Consider the following 15376-nt stretch of genomic DNA (forward strand, 5'->3'; position numbering starts at 1 on the left):
GAGACCGGCACGGGCGGGGTGGCCGGCGGGCCGGCGGCCCGGGCCCGGAAGGGCCGCGGCCCGCGCCGGCCCTGGCGGCTCGCCGCCGAGGCCGGGACGCTGCTGATCGCGGCCGTCGTCGCCTTCCCCCTCTACTGGATGGTCCTCTCCGCCTTCAAACCCGACGCCGAGGTGCAGTCGGACGCGCCGCGGCCCTGGACGCTCGCGCCCTCCCTCGACGCCTTCCGGCGCGTCTTCCAGCAGCAGGACTTCGGCCGCTACTTCCTCAACAGCCTGCTCGTCGCCGGGACGGTGGTCGTCGCCTCCGCGCTGATCGCCTTCCTCGCCGCCACCGCCGTGACACGGTTCCGCTTCCGCTTCCGCACCACGCTGCTGATCATGTTTCTGATCGCGCAGACGGTGCCCGTCGAGGCGCTGACCATCCCGCTCTTCTTCCTCCTGCGCGACCTCGGCACCGCCGTGCCCGGCATCGGCCTGAACACCCTGGGCTCGCTGATCCTGCCGCACCTCGCCTTCTCGCTGCCGTTCGCCATCTGGATGCTGCGCGGCTTCGTCCGGGCCGTCCCCGAGAGCCTGGAGGAGGCCGCATCCCTGGACGGCGCGAGCCGGGCCCGCTTCCTGTGGCGGATCCTCTTCCCGCTCGTCCTCCCCGGACTCGTCGCCACCAGCGTCTTCTCCTTCATCTCCACCTGGAACGACTTCCTGTTCGCCAAGTCGTTCCTGATCAGCGCCACCGAGAACTCCACCCTGCCGATGGCGCTGCTCGTCTTCTTCAAGCCCGACGAGAACGACTGGGGCGGCATCATGGCCGCGTCGACCGTGATGACCCTCCCCGTCCTCGTCTTCTTCGTACTCGTACAGCGCCGACTGGTCTCCGGCCTCGGCGGCGCGGTGAAGGACTGAAGGGCCACGACATGCACCCCCACCCCATCGGACACCCCGGCACCCCCGACCACGCCGTCATTCCGCTTCCGCTCCGCGCCGCGGCCCTCCCGGACGGCGACGCGTTCGTCCTCGACGCGGCCACCGGCATCGACGCCGGACCCGGCACCGAGGACACCGCCCACTGGCTGCGCACCGCCCTCGGCGCCGCCACCGCGCTGCCGCTGCCCCCGCACCACGACGGCTGCCGCACCCGCATCCGGCTGCGCACCGACCCGGACACCGCACGCCGCCTGGGACCCGAGGGCTACCGCCTCACCGCCGACGGCTCCCTCCTCGCCCTCGACGGCGGCGGCCCCGCCGGAGTCTTCTGGGGCGCCCAGACGCTGCGTCAGCTCCTCGCCGCCGACGGCGCGGACGTCTTCCGGCGCGCGCCCGTCACCCCGGGCACCCGCGCCCGGTCACTGCCGCCGCTGCGGATCGAGGACGCCCCGCGCTTCGGCTGGCGCGGCATGATGCTCGACGTCGCCCGGCACTTCACCCCCAAGGACGGCGTCCTGCGCTGGATCGACCTGCTCGCCGCCCACAAGCTCAACGTCCTGCATCTGCACCTGACCGACGACCAGGGCTGGCGGGTGCCCATCGACCGCCACCCCGAACTCACCCGCACCGGCGCCTGGCGCGCCCGCACCAAACTCGGCCACCGCGCCTCCCCGCTGTGGAGCGACATCCCGCACGGCGGCCACTACACCAAGGACGACCTGCGCGAGATCGTGGCCTACGCCGCGCGCCACCACATCACCGTCGTCCCGGAGATCGATATCCCCGGCCACTCGCAGGCGGCCATCGCCGCGTATCCGGAACTCGGCAACACCGACGTCATCGACACGACCTCCCTCACCGTCTGGGACACCTGGGGCATCAACCCGAACGTACTCGCCCCCACCGACAACGCCATCCGCTTCTACGAGGAGGTGCTGGAGGAGGTCCTGGAGCTGTTCCCGTCGCGCTACGTCCACCTCGGCGGCGACGAGTGCCCCAAGGAGCAGTGGAAGGCGTCCGACACCGCGCAGAAGCGCATCGCCGAGCTGGGCGTCGACGGCGAGGACGGCCTGCAGAGCTGGTTCCTCGGCCACTTCGCCCGCTGGCTCGCCGACCGCGGCCGCTGCCTCATCGGCTGGGACGAGATCCTGGAGGGCGGCCTCCCCGAGGGCGCCGCGGTCTCGTCCTGGCGCGGCTACGCCGGGGGCGTCGCCGCCGCCCGCGCCGGCCACGACGTCGTCATGTGCCCCGAACAGCAGGTCTATCTGGACCACCGGCAGGACGCCGGGCCGAACGAGCCGGTGCCGATCGGCTTCGTCCGCACCCTGGAGGACGTCTACCGCTTCGAACCCGTCCCCGACGCCCTCACGGAAACCGAGGCGCAGCGGGTCCTCGGCACCCAGGCCAACGTCTGGACCGAGGTCATGGACAGTCAGGAGCGCCGCGACTACCAGGTCTTCCCGCGGCTGGTGGCGCTCGCCGAGGTCGCCTGGTCCGAGCTGCCCGCGCCGGCGGACCGCGACTACCAGGAATTCACCCGCCGGATGACCGCCCACTACCCCCGGCTCGACGCGCTCGGCGTCGCCTACCGCCCGCCCGGCGGCCCCCATCCCTGGCAGATGCGCCCCGGCCTGCTCGGACGCCCGATCGACGGGCCGCCCCCGAACGTGTGAGCCGCCGTACGAACGGAGCGCCCGTCCCGGGGCCGGACGACCGGCCGGTCCCGGGGGCCGCGGGCGCCCCGGTGCACCCGTCAGGACCCGCGCCACCGCCGCCGTACGGGCCCGCGGCGGCGGACGAAACCGGACCAGCGCACCGTTCGGGACGGAACACCGCTTCGCGGACCCTCGCGCCGTGCCCCCGCGAGAATGTGCCAGAGTTGCCACGTCCGGACCGTGAGCACGTACCGTACGGCGAGCGGAACTGCCGGGACACCGGGGAAGGGGCAGCTGGCTTGACCACGCACGCACCGCAGGCGTCGCACACGGTGACGTTGCCGGCCTCGCTCGACGAGGCGGTGGCGGCGCTGGCCGCCATGCCCGCCGCCGTACCCGTCGCGGGCGGCACGGACCTCATGGCGGCGGTGAACGCCGGACTCCTCAGACCCGCGGGCCTCGTGGGCCTCGCCCGGATCAGTGAAATCCGCGGCTGGCAGTACCAGGACGGCCACGCCCTCCTCGGCGCCGGACTCACCCTCGCCCGTATGGGGCGTCCCGATTTCGCCGCGCTGATCCCGGGGCTGGCCGCCGCCGCGCGCGCCGCCGGGCCTCCGCAGATCCGCAACGCCGGGACGCTCGGCGGCAACATCGTCAGCTCCGCGCCGACCGGCGACACCCTGCCGGTGCTCGCCGCGCTGGAAGCCACCCTGATCATCGCGGGCCCCGGGGGCGGCCGCCGGGAGATCCCGGTGAGCCATCTGCTGGCCGGGCGCGAGATGCTGCGCCCCGGCGAACTCGTCGGCTTCGTACGGGTGCCGCTGCTGCACGCCCCGCAGACGTTCCTCAAGGCCACCGGGCGCACCGGACCCGGCCGCGCCACCGCCTCCGTCGCGCTGGTCCTCGACCCGGCGCGGCGCGGGGTGCGGTGCGCCGTCGGCGCGGTCGCCGCGATGCCGCTGCGGCCCCTGGAGGCCGAGCAGTGGGTGGCCTCCCTCATCGACTGGGACGGCGAACGCGCCCTGGTCCCGGAGGCCCTGACGGCCTTCGGCGACTACGTCGCGGCTGCCTGCATCCCCGACCCGGCGCCGCCGCAGGACGGCTCCGAGCCGCAGACCCTGCCGCCCGCCGCGCTGCATCTGCGCCGTACGGTGGCGGCCCTGGCCCGCCGCGCACTTGGGAGGGCGCTCTCGTGAGCGACGACAACCGCAGGCCGCAGTCCGAACAGGGCTGGCAGCCGCTGCCGCAGGGCGGCGAGTACGAGCAGGAGGCCACGGCCTTCGTGCAGCTGCCCGAGGGGTTCACCACCGCGGCCCTCGGCGGCGACTACTACCCCCCGGGCGCCGACCCGCTCGCCGCGCCCGGCCACGGCTACGTCCCCCCGGCCTCCTTCACCCCGCCGATCCCCGGCGCGGGCACCGACCCGTCGGCCACCGGCCAGTGGACGATGCCGTTCGCCGACCCCTCCGCCGGGTACGCCGACCCGTCGGCCGGCTACCCCGCCCACACCGGTCAGCAGGCCGGACCCACGGGTACGCCGCCGCACGGCACCCCCTGGGGCGGCGACCACGTCGAATGGCCGGTCGCCGGCGGCACGGACGCGGCCGGCGGCACCGGCCAGTGGACGGTCCCGGGCGCCCCGGACGACGTCCTGGAGGAGTCCGGCGAGTACCTCGTCGACGACGGCCGGACGGCCCCGCACGCCCAGGGCGGCTACCCGTCCGCCGGGTACCCCTACGACACCGCCGCCCCCGGGGGCGACACCTACGGCGGCCAGGAGCCCGGCCGGCCGGCGCCCGACCCGTACGGGTACGGCCCGTCCGGTGACACCTACGGCGGGCAGGGCGGCTACGGCGGCCATCCCGCCCCGCAGGACCCGCTGTTCGGCGGCATCGCCGAGGAGCCGTACCCGCAGGCCGGCACCGATCACGGCGTGCCCCGGGACACCGCGCACGGCACCGGCGACGGCTACGCGACCGGCGCCCCGGAGGCCCCGGCGCCGGTGACGCCCGGCGGCGGCAGCGGCCACTGGTCGCTGCCCGCCGACGCGCTCGCCCAGTGGCCGCCGGCCGAGGAAACCGCACCCGAACCGCAGGCGCCGGGCCACCCGGCCGACCCCCCGGCGGACACCGGCTCCTGGACGGTCCCGGCCGCCACCGAACAGCCCGACGTCTCCGGCGAGTTCCCCCTCGACGCGGTGCGCGACGGCGCCTACGCGACGTACACCGGGTACGACACGACCGGCTACGGCGCGGCCCACCCGGGGACGCCGGAGACGGCACACGGCGAGACGGCGCACACCGAGGCCCCGCACGCCCCCGGCGAGCAGGGCGCGCCCGCCGCCGGCCCCGGCGACCCCTTCGCCGCCGAGCAGGCCGCGGACACCCCGGCCGGGCACGGCGCGCCCGCCCCCGCCGACCACGGCCTGCCCGCCCCCGCCGATCACGGGGCGGACGCCGCATCGGAACCGGCGGCGCCCCTCGGGGAGCTGCCGCTCGCCCCGGAGCCGTCCGCCGCGCCGGGCGACCTCTCCGCCGCGGACCCCTTCGCCACGGGCGACCCGTACGCCCCCGGGGAGCCGCACGCACCGCAGCCGGGCGGCGAACCCGTGGACGGCGCCGCCGGTCTGACCGCCGACGGTCTGAGCGCCGACGCCCCGGGCGTCCCGATCCCGGACGCCGCCGCGACCGGCGCACCGGGGCCGTCCGCCCACGAGCCGGTTCACGAGCCGGTTCATGAGCCCGTCCACGAGACCGGCGTCGAGTCCGCCGCCGAGGCCGTGGACCCATCGGCCCTCCCGACCACCGCCGAGCCCGGTGCGCCCGGCCACGGCACGCCGCCGCACGGCGTCCCGGTGCCGGAGGCGGCCCCGGCCGAGGGGGCCACGCCGCCCGGCGACCACGCCGCCACCGGGCCCGAGGCCACGCTCCCGGACGCCGCGGCCCCGCCGGTGGCCGAGGCAACCGACGTGACGGCGGCGGCGGTTGAGCCCGCCGAGGGCGCCGAGGCCGCGCCCGGACGGCCCGGGGACGACACCCCGGAACCGGCCGCCCCCGGAGAGCCCGACGCCACCGCGCCCGAGGGCCCCGAGGCCGCCGGCCCGGAGCCGGCCGGTCCCGGGCCGGACGCGCCCGACGCGGCCGCTCCCGAGGCCGCGGCCGACGCGGCGCCCCAGGTGCTGGCGCACTCCGGTCCGGACACCGCCGGGGCCGACGCGTACGCCGAGGAGCACCCGCACGCCTCGTACGTGCTGCGCGTCAACGGCGCCGACCGGCCGGTCACCGACGCCTGGATCGGCGAATCGCTCCTCTACGTGCTGCGCGAGCGGCTCGGGCTCGCCGGGGCCAAGGACGGCTGCTCCCAGGGCGAGTGCGGCGCCTGCTCCGTCCAGGTGGACGGGCGGCTGGTCGCCTCCTGCCTGGTGCCCGCCGCCACCACCGCGGGCAGCGAGGTCCGCACCGTCGAGGGCCTCGCCGAGCACGGCCGCCCCTCCGACGTGCAGCGCGCCCTCGCCGAGTCCGGCGCCGTCCAGTGCGGCTTCTGCATCCCGGGCATGGCGATGACCGTGCACGACCTCCTGGAGGGCAACCACGCCCCCACCGAGCTGGAGACCCGCCAGGCGCTCTGCGGCAACCTCTGCCGCTGCTCCGGCTACCGCGGGGTGCTCGACGCCGTCGACACCGTCGTCACCGCCCGCCGCCAGGCCGCCGAGGCCGCCGCGGAGGCGGAGGCGTCCGAGGAGGCGGCGCACATCCCGCACCAGACGGGCCCCGAGGAGCCCGCCCCGCACGGGGCGCACGAGCAGGGCCCGTACGCCCCGGCCGAGCACGGTGGCGCCCCCGCCGGCCACGACCCCGACCAACCCCACGGTCCGGACGCACCGCACCGGACGGGAGGCACCGCATGAGCGGCACGACCGACGCAGCCACCGCGACCCCCGCCGCCGGGGTGCCGATCCCGCCCGTCGAACCGCCGCCGCACGGTCTGGGCGTCTCCCTGCCGTCCGCCGACGCGTCCGCCAAGACCCAGGGCACCTTCCCGTACGCCGCCGACCTCTGGGCCGACGGGCTGCTGTGGGCGGCGGTGCTGCGCTCGCCGCACCCGCGCGCCCGGATCCTCTCCCTCGACACCCGGCAGGCCGCCGAACTGCCCGGCGTCCGCGCCGTCGTGACCCATGCGGACGTCCCCGGGGACGCCGGGCACGGCCGCGGCGTCGCGGACCGCCCGGTGTTCGCCAAGGACGAGGTGCGCTACCACGGCGAGCCGATCGCCGCGATCGCCGCCGACCACCCCGACACCGCACGGCTGGCCGCCGCCGCCATCGCCGTCGAGTACGAGCTGCTCGACCCGGTCACCGACCCGCAACTGGCCTTCGAGGCCGAGCCGCTGCACCCGGACGGCAACCTCATCCGGCACATCCCGCTCCGCTTCGGCGACCCGGAGGCCGTCGGCGAGGTGATGGTCGAGGGGCTGTACCGCATCGGCCGTCAGGACCCCGCGCCCATCGGCGCCGAGGCCGGGCTCGCGGTGCCGCGGCCCGACGGCGGCGTGGAGATCTACACCGCCTCCACCGACCCGCACGCCGACCGCGATCTGGCCGCCGCCTCCTTCGGCCTCGACCCCGAGCGCGTCAAGGTCGTGGTGACCGGCGTGCCCGGCGCCACCGCCGACCGCGAGGACCCCGGCATCCAGCTCTCCCTGGGCCTGCTCGCGCTGCGCACCGGCTGCCCCGTCAAGCTCGCCGCGACCCGCGAGGAGTCCTTCCTCGGCCACGCCCACCGCCACCCGACGCTGCTCCGCTACCGCCACCACGCCGACGCCGAGGGCAAGTTGGTGAAGGTCGAGGCGCAGATCCTGATGGACGCCGGCGCCTACGCGGACACCTCCGCCGAGGCGCTGGCCGCCGCCGTCTCGTTCTCCTGCGGCCCCTACGTCGTCCCGCACGCCGTCATCGAGGGTTGGGCGGTGCGCACCAACAACCCGCCCTCCGGCCATATGCGCGGCGAGGGCGCGATGCAGGTCTGCGCCGCCCACGAGGGCCAGATGGACAAGCTCGCGGCGCGCCTGGGCCTGGAGCCGGACGAGATCCGGCGGCGCAACGTCATGGCCACCGGCGATCTGCTGCCCACGGGCCAGTCGGTGACCTGCCCCGCGCCCGTCGCCGAGCTGCTGCGCTCGGTCACCGAGGCGCCGCTGCCGGACCTGCCCAAGGACACCCCCGCGGCGGAGTGGCTGCTGCCGGGCGGCCTGGAGGGCGCGGGCGAGCCGGGCGCGGTGCGCCGCGGCGTCGGCTACGCGCTGGGCATGGTGCACATGCTGGGCGCCGAGGGCGCCGACGAGGTGTCGACCGCGACGGTCAAGGTCAGCGGTTCGGTCGCCACCGTCATCTGCGCCGCCGTGGAGACCGGCGGCGGCTTCTCCACGCTGGCGCGGCAGATCGTGCAGGAGACGCTGGGCATCGAGGAGGTGCACGTCGCGGGCGTCGACACCGATCAGCCGCCCGCCGGCCGCGCCTGCCACGGCCGCCACACCTGGGTCTCCGGCGGCGCCGTCGAGCGGGCCGCCAAGATGGTCCGTACGCAGCTGCTCCAGCCGCTGGCCCACAAGTTCGGGATGTCCACCGAGCTGCTCCAGATCACCGACGGCAAGATCACCTCGTACGACGGGGTGCTCTCCACCACCGTCGCCGAGGCGCTGGACGGCAAGGAGCTGTGGGCCACCGCGCAGTGCCGCCCGCATCCGACGGAGCCGCTGGACGAGTCCGGGCAGGGCGACGCGTTCGTGGGGATGGCGTTCTGCGCGATCCGCTGCGTCGCCGACGTCGACATCGAGCTGGGCACCATCCGCGTGGTGGAGATGTCCGTGGCGCAGGACGTCGGGCGGGTGCTCAACCCCCGTCAGCTGCGCGCCCGGATCGAGGCCGGCGTCACCCAGGGGCTGGGCGCCGCGCTGATGGAGAACCTGCGCACCACCCGCGGTCAGGTCCGCCACCCGGATCTGACCGGCTACGCCCTGCCGACCGCGCTGGACGCGCCGGACATCCGCATCGTCAACCTCGTCGAGGAGCGCGACGTCGTCGCCCCGTTCGGCGCGAAGGCGGCCAGCGCGGTGCCGGTGGTGACCGCCCCCGCCGCGGTCGCCTCCGCGGTCCGCGCGGCCACCGGCCGCCCCATCGGCCGCCTCCCGATCCGCCCGCAGGCGGCGGTGGCCCAGAGCGCACAGGCCGTCCCGCAGGGGGCGCAGGCGTAAGCCCCCCGGACGCACCTGAAGGCGGTCCCCGCCGAGGTCGGGGCCACCTTCAGGGCGTTCGGCGTTCGTTCCGCGGCGGCGCGCGGAGCATGACGACGCGACGGCGCGCCGGGCGCGGAACGAACGCCACGAAGGGCGGTCCACCCGCAGCGGGACCGCCCTTCGTGAGTCCCTGATCAAGGGACCGGAGGCCGTGACCGGAATCGAACCGGCGTAACTCGCTTTGCAGGCGAGTCCCTCAACCACTCGGGCACACGGCCGGGATGAGGCGATGCACCGACTGTAGGCAGCTGTGTGCGGGCCCCGGAAGGGGCCGGTGCGGCCTGCCACGAGGCCGCAACAGGGGGCAACGCGGGGCAACACGGGGTTCACGGAAGGCGCGCGCGGAGCGCGGGGCCGGGCGCGTCCGGGGGCGCGTACGGCCCGGGCGTAGGTCTTGCGTCCGAGGCGATCCCCGTCCGATGTTCCGTCCGAGGACAGGGGCCATGCGGCGTGTCGACCCTTACGCTGGCCCGATGACCGCCGACCCCGCGCGCGACACCGACGTCGCCACCGCAGCCGCTCCACCGCCCTCCTCCGCAGGTCCGGACCCCGTCGGGGACCGGCGCGCCCCGGATTCCGGGCCGCCCGGTGCCGCCCCGGAGGCGGGCGTGTTCGGGCGGGGGTACCGGGCGCTGACCCTCGGGATCGTCTCGGTGGTGTCGCTGATCGCGTTCGAGGCGAGCGCGGTGAACACCGCGATGCCGGTCGCCGCCCGGGCGCTGCACGGCATCGGGCTGTACGCCTTCGGTTTCTCGGCCTTCTTCACCACCAGCCTCTTCGCGATGGCGCTGGCGGGGGAGTGGAACGACCGCCGGGGGCCGCTGGTGCCGCTCTTCACCGGTATCGGCGGCTTCGGCGCCGGGCTGGTCATAGCCGGCGCGGCGCCGACCATGGGCTTGTTCGTCGCCGGGCGCGGGGTGCAGGGGCTCGGCGGCGGGCTGGTGATCGTCTCGCTGTACGTCGTCGTCGGCCGGGCCTATCCGGAGCGGTTGCGTCCGGCGGTGATGGCGTCGTTCTCGGCGGCGTGGGTGCTGCCGGTGATCGTCGGCCCGCTGGCCGCCGGGAGCGTCGCCGAACACCTCGGCTGGCGCTGGGTCTTCCTCGCCATCCCGGTGCTGATCCTGCTGCCGCTCGCGGTGATGCTGCCCGCGCTGCGCGCCCTGCCGCGCGAGGCGCCGGGCCCGGACGGCGGGCTGCTCGCGGTGGTGCGCAGCCGCCGCGCCCTGCTCGCCCTGGCCGTCGCGGCGGGCGCCTGGCTGCTCCAGTACGCGGGCGGGCACCTGACGCCGTACGCGGTGATCCCGGCGGCCGCGGGCCTGGCGCTGCTGGTGCCGGCGGTGCGGCGGCTGCTGCCGCGGGGCACGTTCCGGGCGGCGCGGGGGCTGCCGATGGTGGTGCTGATGCGCGGCCTCGCGGCCGGTGCGCTGGTCGCCGCGGAGAGCTTCATCCCGCTGCTGCTGGTCTCCGAGCGCGGCCTGTCCGCGACCCTCGCCGGCCTCTCCCTCACCGGCGGCGGCCTGACCTGGGCGCTCGGCTCGTACGTGCAGAGCCGCCCGCGGTGCGAGGCGCACCGGGAGCGGTTGATGGGCGCCGGGATGGCGTTCCTGGCGGTGGCGATCGCGGCGGTGCCGCTGGTGCTGTCCGAGGCGGTCCCGGTGTGGACGGTCGCGGTGGCGTGGACGCTCGGCGGCTTCGGCATGGGGCTGAACATCTCCAGCGGCGGGGTGCTGCTGCTGAAGCTCTCCCGGCCCGAGGAGGCGGGCGCCAACTCCGCCTCGCTCCAGATGGCGGACGCCCTCGGCAACGTCGTCCTCGTCGGCCTCGGCGGCGCCCTCTTCGTCGCCTTCGGCGGCGGCTCCCCGACCGCCCCGGCGGCCGCCTCCGCCTCCGCGGTCTCCCACCCCGCATCCTTCCTCGCCGTCTTCGCCACGATGGCCGCGGTGGCGGCCCTCGGAGCGGCCCTGGCGGGACGCCTCCGGCCTGCGGGGACGACGTAGGGGAGGGCGTACGGCTTCCCGTGGGGGCGTAGGGAGGGCCGCGCTATCCGGTACCGAAGTGGCCCCATGCTCGGTACCATTTCGGTATGGCTATGAACCTGCGTCTCGACGACGACCGGACCGAAGCGCTCAAGAAGCAGGCCGACCTGGAAGGGCGCAGCATGCATGCTGTGGTGCTCCGCGCCGTGGACGACTATCTGGCGCAGCATGCGAGGGAAGCGATGATCCGGGAGGTGGGCATCCAGGAGGCCGCCAAGTGGCGCGAGCTTCTGGAGCGCCTGAAGTGACGGTGTTCTACCTCACTGCGGGGGAAGTCCTGTCGCTCGCGGGGATCGCCTGCGACGACATGCGTATCGACGTACGCGACGCGGGGCTTCTGGAGTCGGCGGTGCACCGCCCGTCCGCGGAGATGTTCGGGCAGGAGGCGTACACGGATGTCTTCGGCAAGGCGGCCTCACTGCTCCAGTCGCTCGTCATCAACCATCCGCTCGTCGATGGCAACAAGCGCACGGCGTGGCTGTCGTGCATGGCGTTTCTCCGTATGAACGGTGAGTCGCTCCGCCCCGACATCGACTTCGCGGAGGGCCTGGTGATCGATGTGGCGACCGGGAAGCTTGAGGACGTCCTGGTCATCGCCGAGCGGTTGCGGTCGATGCGGGAGAGCGGGGCGTGACGCTCGCCCCACTTGACGGGAATGCGGCCCGAGCCACCTCGCCGCCCCGCCCCGCCCCGGTAGGCTGACGCGGTTGCCGATCGCCGAGCCAGCCGACGGAGACCGTGACTACCACCACCAGCGCCACCAGCAATCACCACCTGTCCCCGGCCTTCCCGGGCCGGGCCCCCTGGGGTACCGCCAACAAGCTGCGCGCCTGGCAGCAGGCGGCCATGGACCGGTACATCCAGACCCAGCCCCGGGACTTCCTCGCCGTCGCGACCCCGGGCGCGGGAAAGACCACCTTCGCGCTCACCCTCGCCTCGTGGCTGCTCCACCACCACGTCGTGCAGCAGGTGACCGTCGTCGCCCCGACCGAGCATCTGAAGAAGCAGTGGTCGGAGGCGGCGGCGCGGGTCGGGATCAAGCTCGACCCGGAGTACAGCGCGGGCCCGCTGGGCCGCGAGTACCACGGCATCGCGATCACGTACGCCGGTGTCGGCGTCCGGCCGATGCTGCACCGCAACCGCATCGAGCAGCGCAAGACGCTGGTCATCCTCGACGAGATCCACCACGCCGGTGACTCCAAGTCGTGGGGCGAGGCGTGTCTGGAGGCGTTCGAGCCGGCCACCCGGCGGCTCGCGCTGACCGGTACGCCGTTCCGCTCCGACACCAACCCGATCCCCTTCGTCACGTACGAGGAGGGCAACGACGGCATCCGGCGGTCGTCGGCCGACTACACCTACGGCTACGGCAACGCCCTCTCCGACGGCGTCGTCCGCCCGGTGATCTTCATGTCGTACAGCGGCAACATGCGCTGGCGGACGAAGGCGGGCGACGAGATCGCCGCCCGGCTCGGCGAGCCGATGACCAAGGACGCCATCTCGCAGGCGTGGCGGACCGCGCTGGATCCGCGCGGCGACTGGATGCCGAACGTGCTGCGCGCCGCCGACCAGCGGCTCACCGAGGTCCGCAAGGGCATCCCGGACGCGGGCGCGCTGGTCATCGCCTCGGACCAGGAGCAGGCGCGGGCGTACGCCAAGCTGATCCGGGACATCACCGGGCACCGTGCGACGCTGGTGCTCTCCGACGACAGCGGCGCCTCGCAGCGCATCGACGACTTCGCCGCCTCCGACGACCGCTGGATGGTCGCGGTCCGGATGGTGTCCGAGGGCGTCGACGTCCCGCGGCTCGCGGTCGGCGTCTACGCCACGACGATCTCCACCCCGCTCTTCTTCGCGCAGGCCGTCGGCCGTTTCGTGCGCTCGCGCAAGCGCGGCGAGACGGCGTCGGTCTTCCTGCCGACCGTCCCGATGCTGCTCGGCTTCGCCAACGAGATGGAGGTCGAGCGCGACCACGTCCTCGACAAGCCGAAGAAGGACGGGGACGAGGACCCGTACGCCGAGTCCGAGAAGGAGATGGACGAGGCCAATCAGGCGCAGGACGAGGACACGGGCGAGCAGGAGCAGTTCTCGTTCGAGGCGCTGGAGTCGGACGCGGTCTTCGACCGGGTGCTCTACAACAGCGCCGAGTTCGGCATGCAGGCGCACGCGGGCAGCGAGGAGGAGCAGGACTACCTCGGCATCCCCGGGCTGCTGGAGCCGGACCAGGTGCAGATGCTGCTCCAGAAGCGGCAGGCGCGGCAGATCGCGCACAGCAAGAAGAAGCCCGCCGAGGAGGCCGATCTGCTGGAGCTGCCGGCCGAGCGGCGCCCGGTGGTCAGCCACAAGGAGATGCTGGAGCTGCGCAAGCAGCTGAACACGCTGGTCGGCGCGTACGTCCACCAGAGCGGCAAACCGCACGGCGTGATCCACACCGAGCTGCGGCGGGTCTGCGGCGGGCCGCCGAGCGCGGAGGCCACGGCCGGTCAGCTGACCGAGCGGATCAAGAAGGTCCGGGAGTGGGCCACGCGCATGAAGTGAGCGCGCGGCGGGTGGAGTGACGAAGAGGCGGTGCGCCCGGCGCACCGCCTCTTCGTGTCAACGGCCGTGCGGGAAAGGAAAGTTACCCACGGGCCGGGCGGGATTTAGCGCACATTCCGGACGGGAAAGACCGGATTCTGGACGGGGACTTCCGCTGACCGGACTGGCTCGCTACTGTCCCGTCACGCACACGCCCCGTGGCAGCGCCGCCGCGGAGCGCAGCCGGTGCATGCGGCCGGCGGCCTCTAGCGCGCGCTGCACCAAGGCCGCAGCGTCCCGCGCCGACGATGCCGCCACATCGACCAGGAGGGGGCGTCGTGACCGCGGAGACCTCCCAGACGCTCGACCGGGGACTGCGCGTCCTCAAACTGCTCGCCGACACCGACCACGGCCTGACCGTCACCGAGCTGTCCCACAAGCTCGGGGTCAACCGCACCGTGGTCTACCGTCTGCTGGCCACGCTGGAGCAGCATGCGCTGGTCCGCCGCGATCTCGGCGGCAGAGCCCGGGTCGGTCTGGGCGTGCTGCGCCTGGGCCGCCAGGTGCATCCGCTGGTCCGGGAGGCGGCGCTGCCCGCGCTGCGCGCGCTGGCCGAGGACATCGGTGCCACCGCGCACCTCACGCTCGTCGACGGCACCGAGGCGCTGGCCGTCGCCGTCGTGGAGCCGACCTGGACGGATTACCACGTCGCCTACCGGGCCGGTTTCCGGCACCCGCTGGACCGCGGCGCCGCCGGGCGGGCGATCCTCAAGGCGCGCCAGGGCCGGATCCAGGACGCCGGGCTCGCGCTGACCCACGGCGAACTGGAGGCGGGCGCGAGCGGCGCCGCCGCGCCGCTGCTCGGGGTCAGCGGCATCGAGGGCAGCGTGGGTGTGGTGATGCTCGCCGACGCGGTCTCCGACCGGATCGGGCCGCGGGTGGTCGACGCGGCGCGGGAGGTCGCGGAGGCGCTGCGCTGAGCCGCCGGGCACCGGCCCCGCGCCGGTGAGCCACGTTCGGGGTTGCGCGTGCGATGCGGGGCGTGCGCGGGCGGTCCTCTAGGGTGGCGGGGTGTCCTCCCGCGTTCGTGCACTGTCGATCTGTGCCGCTCTGGTTCTCGCCCTGCTGCTGACCGCCGCCCTCGCGCCGCTGCCGTACTCGCTGGCGTACCCGGGGCCGACGGCGAACGTCCTCGGTGACAACAAGGGGAAACCGGTGATCACCATCTCCGGCGCCGATACCCGCCGGACCAGCGGGCAGCTGCGGATGACGGCGATCGTCGCCACCGGGCCGGACGCCACGGTGCGTCTGCCGGACGTGATCCGGGGCTGGTTCCGCCCGGACGAGGCGGTGATGCCCGCCGAGTCGGTCTATCCGGTGGGCAACAGCGTCAAGGAGGTCGCGCGGCACAACGCCGGCGAGATGCGGAAGTCGCAGGACGCGGCCGTCGGCGCCGCGCTCGGCCATCTGCACCGCTCGCCCCGCGATGTGAAGGTCACCCTGCGGCTGGCGGACATCGGCGGGCCGAGCGCCGGGATGATGTTCGCGCTGGGGATCATCGACAAGCTCGACGGGGACGGCGCCGGCGGCGATCTGACCGGCGGCCGGACCATCGCCGGCACCGGCACCATCGAGCCCGACGGCACGGTCGGCCCGGTCGGCGGGGTGCCGCTGAAGATGCGCGCGGCGCACCGCGACGGCGCCCGCCTCTTCCTCGTGCCGAAGGAGGAGTGCTCGCAGGCGGTCGCGGAGCGGCCCGGCGGGATGCGGCTGATCCCCGTCACCTCGCTGAACGGCGCGCTGAAGTCGCTCAAGGCGCTGAAGAGCGGCGGGTCGGTCCCCAGCTGCTGAGGCGGGACGGGACGGCCCCGGGCGCCGGGGCGGGACGGGCCGGGAGGCGCGCGGGGCCCGGCGGGCGCGCCCTTCGCGCACCACACCGTCCCGCACACCGCGGCC

11 protein-coding genes and 1 tRNA gene are annotated in these 15376 nt (G+C 75.0%); 11 read left to right on the forward strand and 1 reads right to left on the reverse strand.

Features of this window, described 5'->3' with window-relative positions; genetic code table 11:
• Positions 1–18: 18 nt before the first annotated feature.
• The 5 genes from ABT345_RS21750 (at position 19) to ABT345_RS21770 (ending at position 8828) form a co-directional block, all read left to right on the forward strand.
• Positions 19–903 carry a carbohydrate ABC transporter permease gene (locus ABT345_RS21750; protein ID WP_345085154.1) on the forward strand — a complete coding sequence of 295 codons (885 nt, stop codon included), beginning with the start codon at positions 19–21 and terminating at the stop codon, positions 901–903.
• Between the two features lie 11 nt (positions 904–914).
• A complete protein-coding gene (locus ABT345_RS21755) occupies positions 915–2597 on the forward strand; it encodes a beta-N-acetylhexosaminidase (RefSeq protein ID WP_345084869.1) in 1683 nt (560 codons plus the stop codon).
• A gap of 281 nt (positions 2598–2878) precedes the next feature.
• On the forward strand, positions 2879–3775 hold the full coding sequence (locus ABT345_RS21760) for an FAD binding domain-containing protein (protein WP_345084866.1): 897 nt from the start codon (positions 2879–2881) through the stop codon (positions 3773–3775).
• Positions 3772–6486 (forward strand): (2Fe-2S)-binding protein, encoded by a 2715-nt coding sequence (locus ABT345_RS21765; protein WP_345084863.1) that lies wholly within the window; start codon positions 3772–3774, stop codon positions 6484–6486. Before ABT345_RS21760 ends, ABT345_RS21765 begins: the two co-directional genes overlap by 4 nt.
• Positions 6483–8828, forward strand: coding sequence for a xanthine dehydrogenase family protein molybdopterin-binding subunit (locus ABT345_RS21770; protein WP_345084860.1), 2346 nt, complete (start codon positions 6483–6485; stop codon positions 8826–8828). Before ABT345_RS21765 ends, ABT345_RS21770 begins: the two co-directional genes overlap by 4 nt.
• A 188-nt stretch (positions 8829–9016) precedes the next feature.
• Here the strand turns inward: ABT345_RS21770 and ABT345_RS21775 are convergent.
• Positions 9017–9088: transfer RNA gene (locus ABT345_RS21775), tRNA-Cys, on the reverse strand.
• Between the two features lie 255 nt (positions 9089–9343).
• On the opposite strand from ABT345_RS21775, the gene ABT345_RS21780 reads away from it, so the two are divergent.
• The 6 genes from ABT345_RS21780 (at position 9344) to ABT345_RS21805 (ending at position 15271) form a co-directional block, all read left to right on the forward strand.
• Positions 9344–10867 carry an MFS transporter gene (locus ABT345_RS21780; protein WP_345084857.1) on the forward strand — a complete coding sequence of 508 codons (1524 nt, stop codon included), beginning with the start codon at positions 9344–9346 and terminating at the stop codon, positions 10865–10867.
• 86 nt (positions 10868–10953) lie between these two features.
• Complete coding sequence (locus ABT345_RS21785) at positions 10954–11154, forward strand: ribbon-helix-helix protein, CopG family (RefSeq protein WP_345084854.1); 201 nt, start codon at positions 10954–10956, stop codon at positions 11152–11154.
• Positions 11151–11540, forward strand: coding sequence for a type II toxin-antitoxin system death-on-curing family toxin (locus tag ABT345_RS21790; protein ID WP_345084851.1), 390 nt, complete (start codon positions 11151–11153; stop codon positions 11538–11540). The genes ABT345_RS21785 and ABT345_RS21790 overlap by 4 nt, the downstream gene beginning before the upstream one ends.
• 104 nt (positions 11541–11644) lie before the next feature.
• Entirely contained in the window at positions 11645–13441 is a 1797-nt protein-coding gene (locus ABT345_RS21795; RefSeq protein ID WP_345084848.1) for a DEAD/DEAH box helicase, read from the forward strand.
• 317 nt (positions 13442–13758) lie between these two features.
• On the forward strand, positions 13759–14400 hold the full coding sequence (locus ABT345_RS21800; RefSeq protein ID WP_345084845.1) for an IclR family transcriptional regulator: 642 nt from the start codon (positions 13759–13761) through the stop codon (positions 14398–14400).
• A 91-nt stretch (positions 14401–14491) separates the two neighbouring features.
• Positions 14492–15271: a S16 family serine protease gene (locus ABT345_RS21805; RefSeq protein WP_345084842.1), complete on the forward strand. Its 780-nt coding sequence runs from the start codon at positions 14492–14494 to the stop codon at positions 15269–15271.
• Positions 15272–15376 lie beyond the last annotated feature (105 nt).

The organism is Streptomyces sp. NPDC000404 (assembly GCF_040300365.1).
In the GTDB taxonomy this organism is placed as follows: Bacteria; Actinomycetota; Actinomycetes; order Streptomycetales; family Streptomycetaceae; genus Streptomyces; species Streptomyces ramulosus.

What these genes read in the sequence shown, in the direction of transcription:
- ABT345_RS21755 (WP_345084869.1), top strand. Translation starts at nt 915, where the DNA reads ATGCACCCCCACCCCATCGGACACCCCGGCACCCCCGACCACGCCGTC.
- ABT345_RS21770 (WP_345084860.1), top strand. Translation starts at nt 6,483, where the DNA reads ATGAGCGGCACGACCGACGCAGCCACCGCGACCCCCGCCGCCGGGGTG.
- ABT345_RS21780 (WP_345084857.1), top strand. Translation starts at nt 9,344, where the DNA reads ATGACCGCCGACCCCGCGCGCGACACCGACGTCGCCACCGCAGCCGCT.
- ABT345_RS21785 (WP_345084854.1), top strand. Translation starts at nt 10,954, where the DNA reads ATGGCTATGAACCTGCGTCTCGACGACGACCGGACCGAAGCGCTCAAG.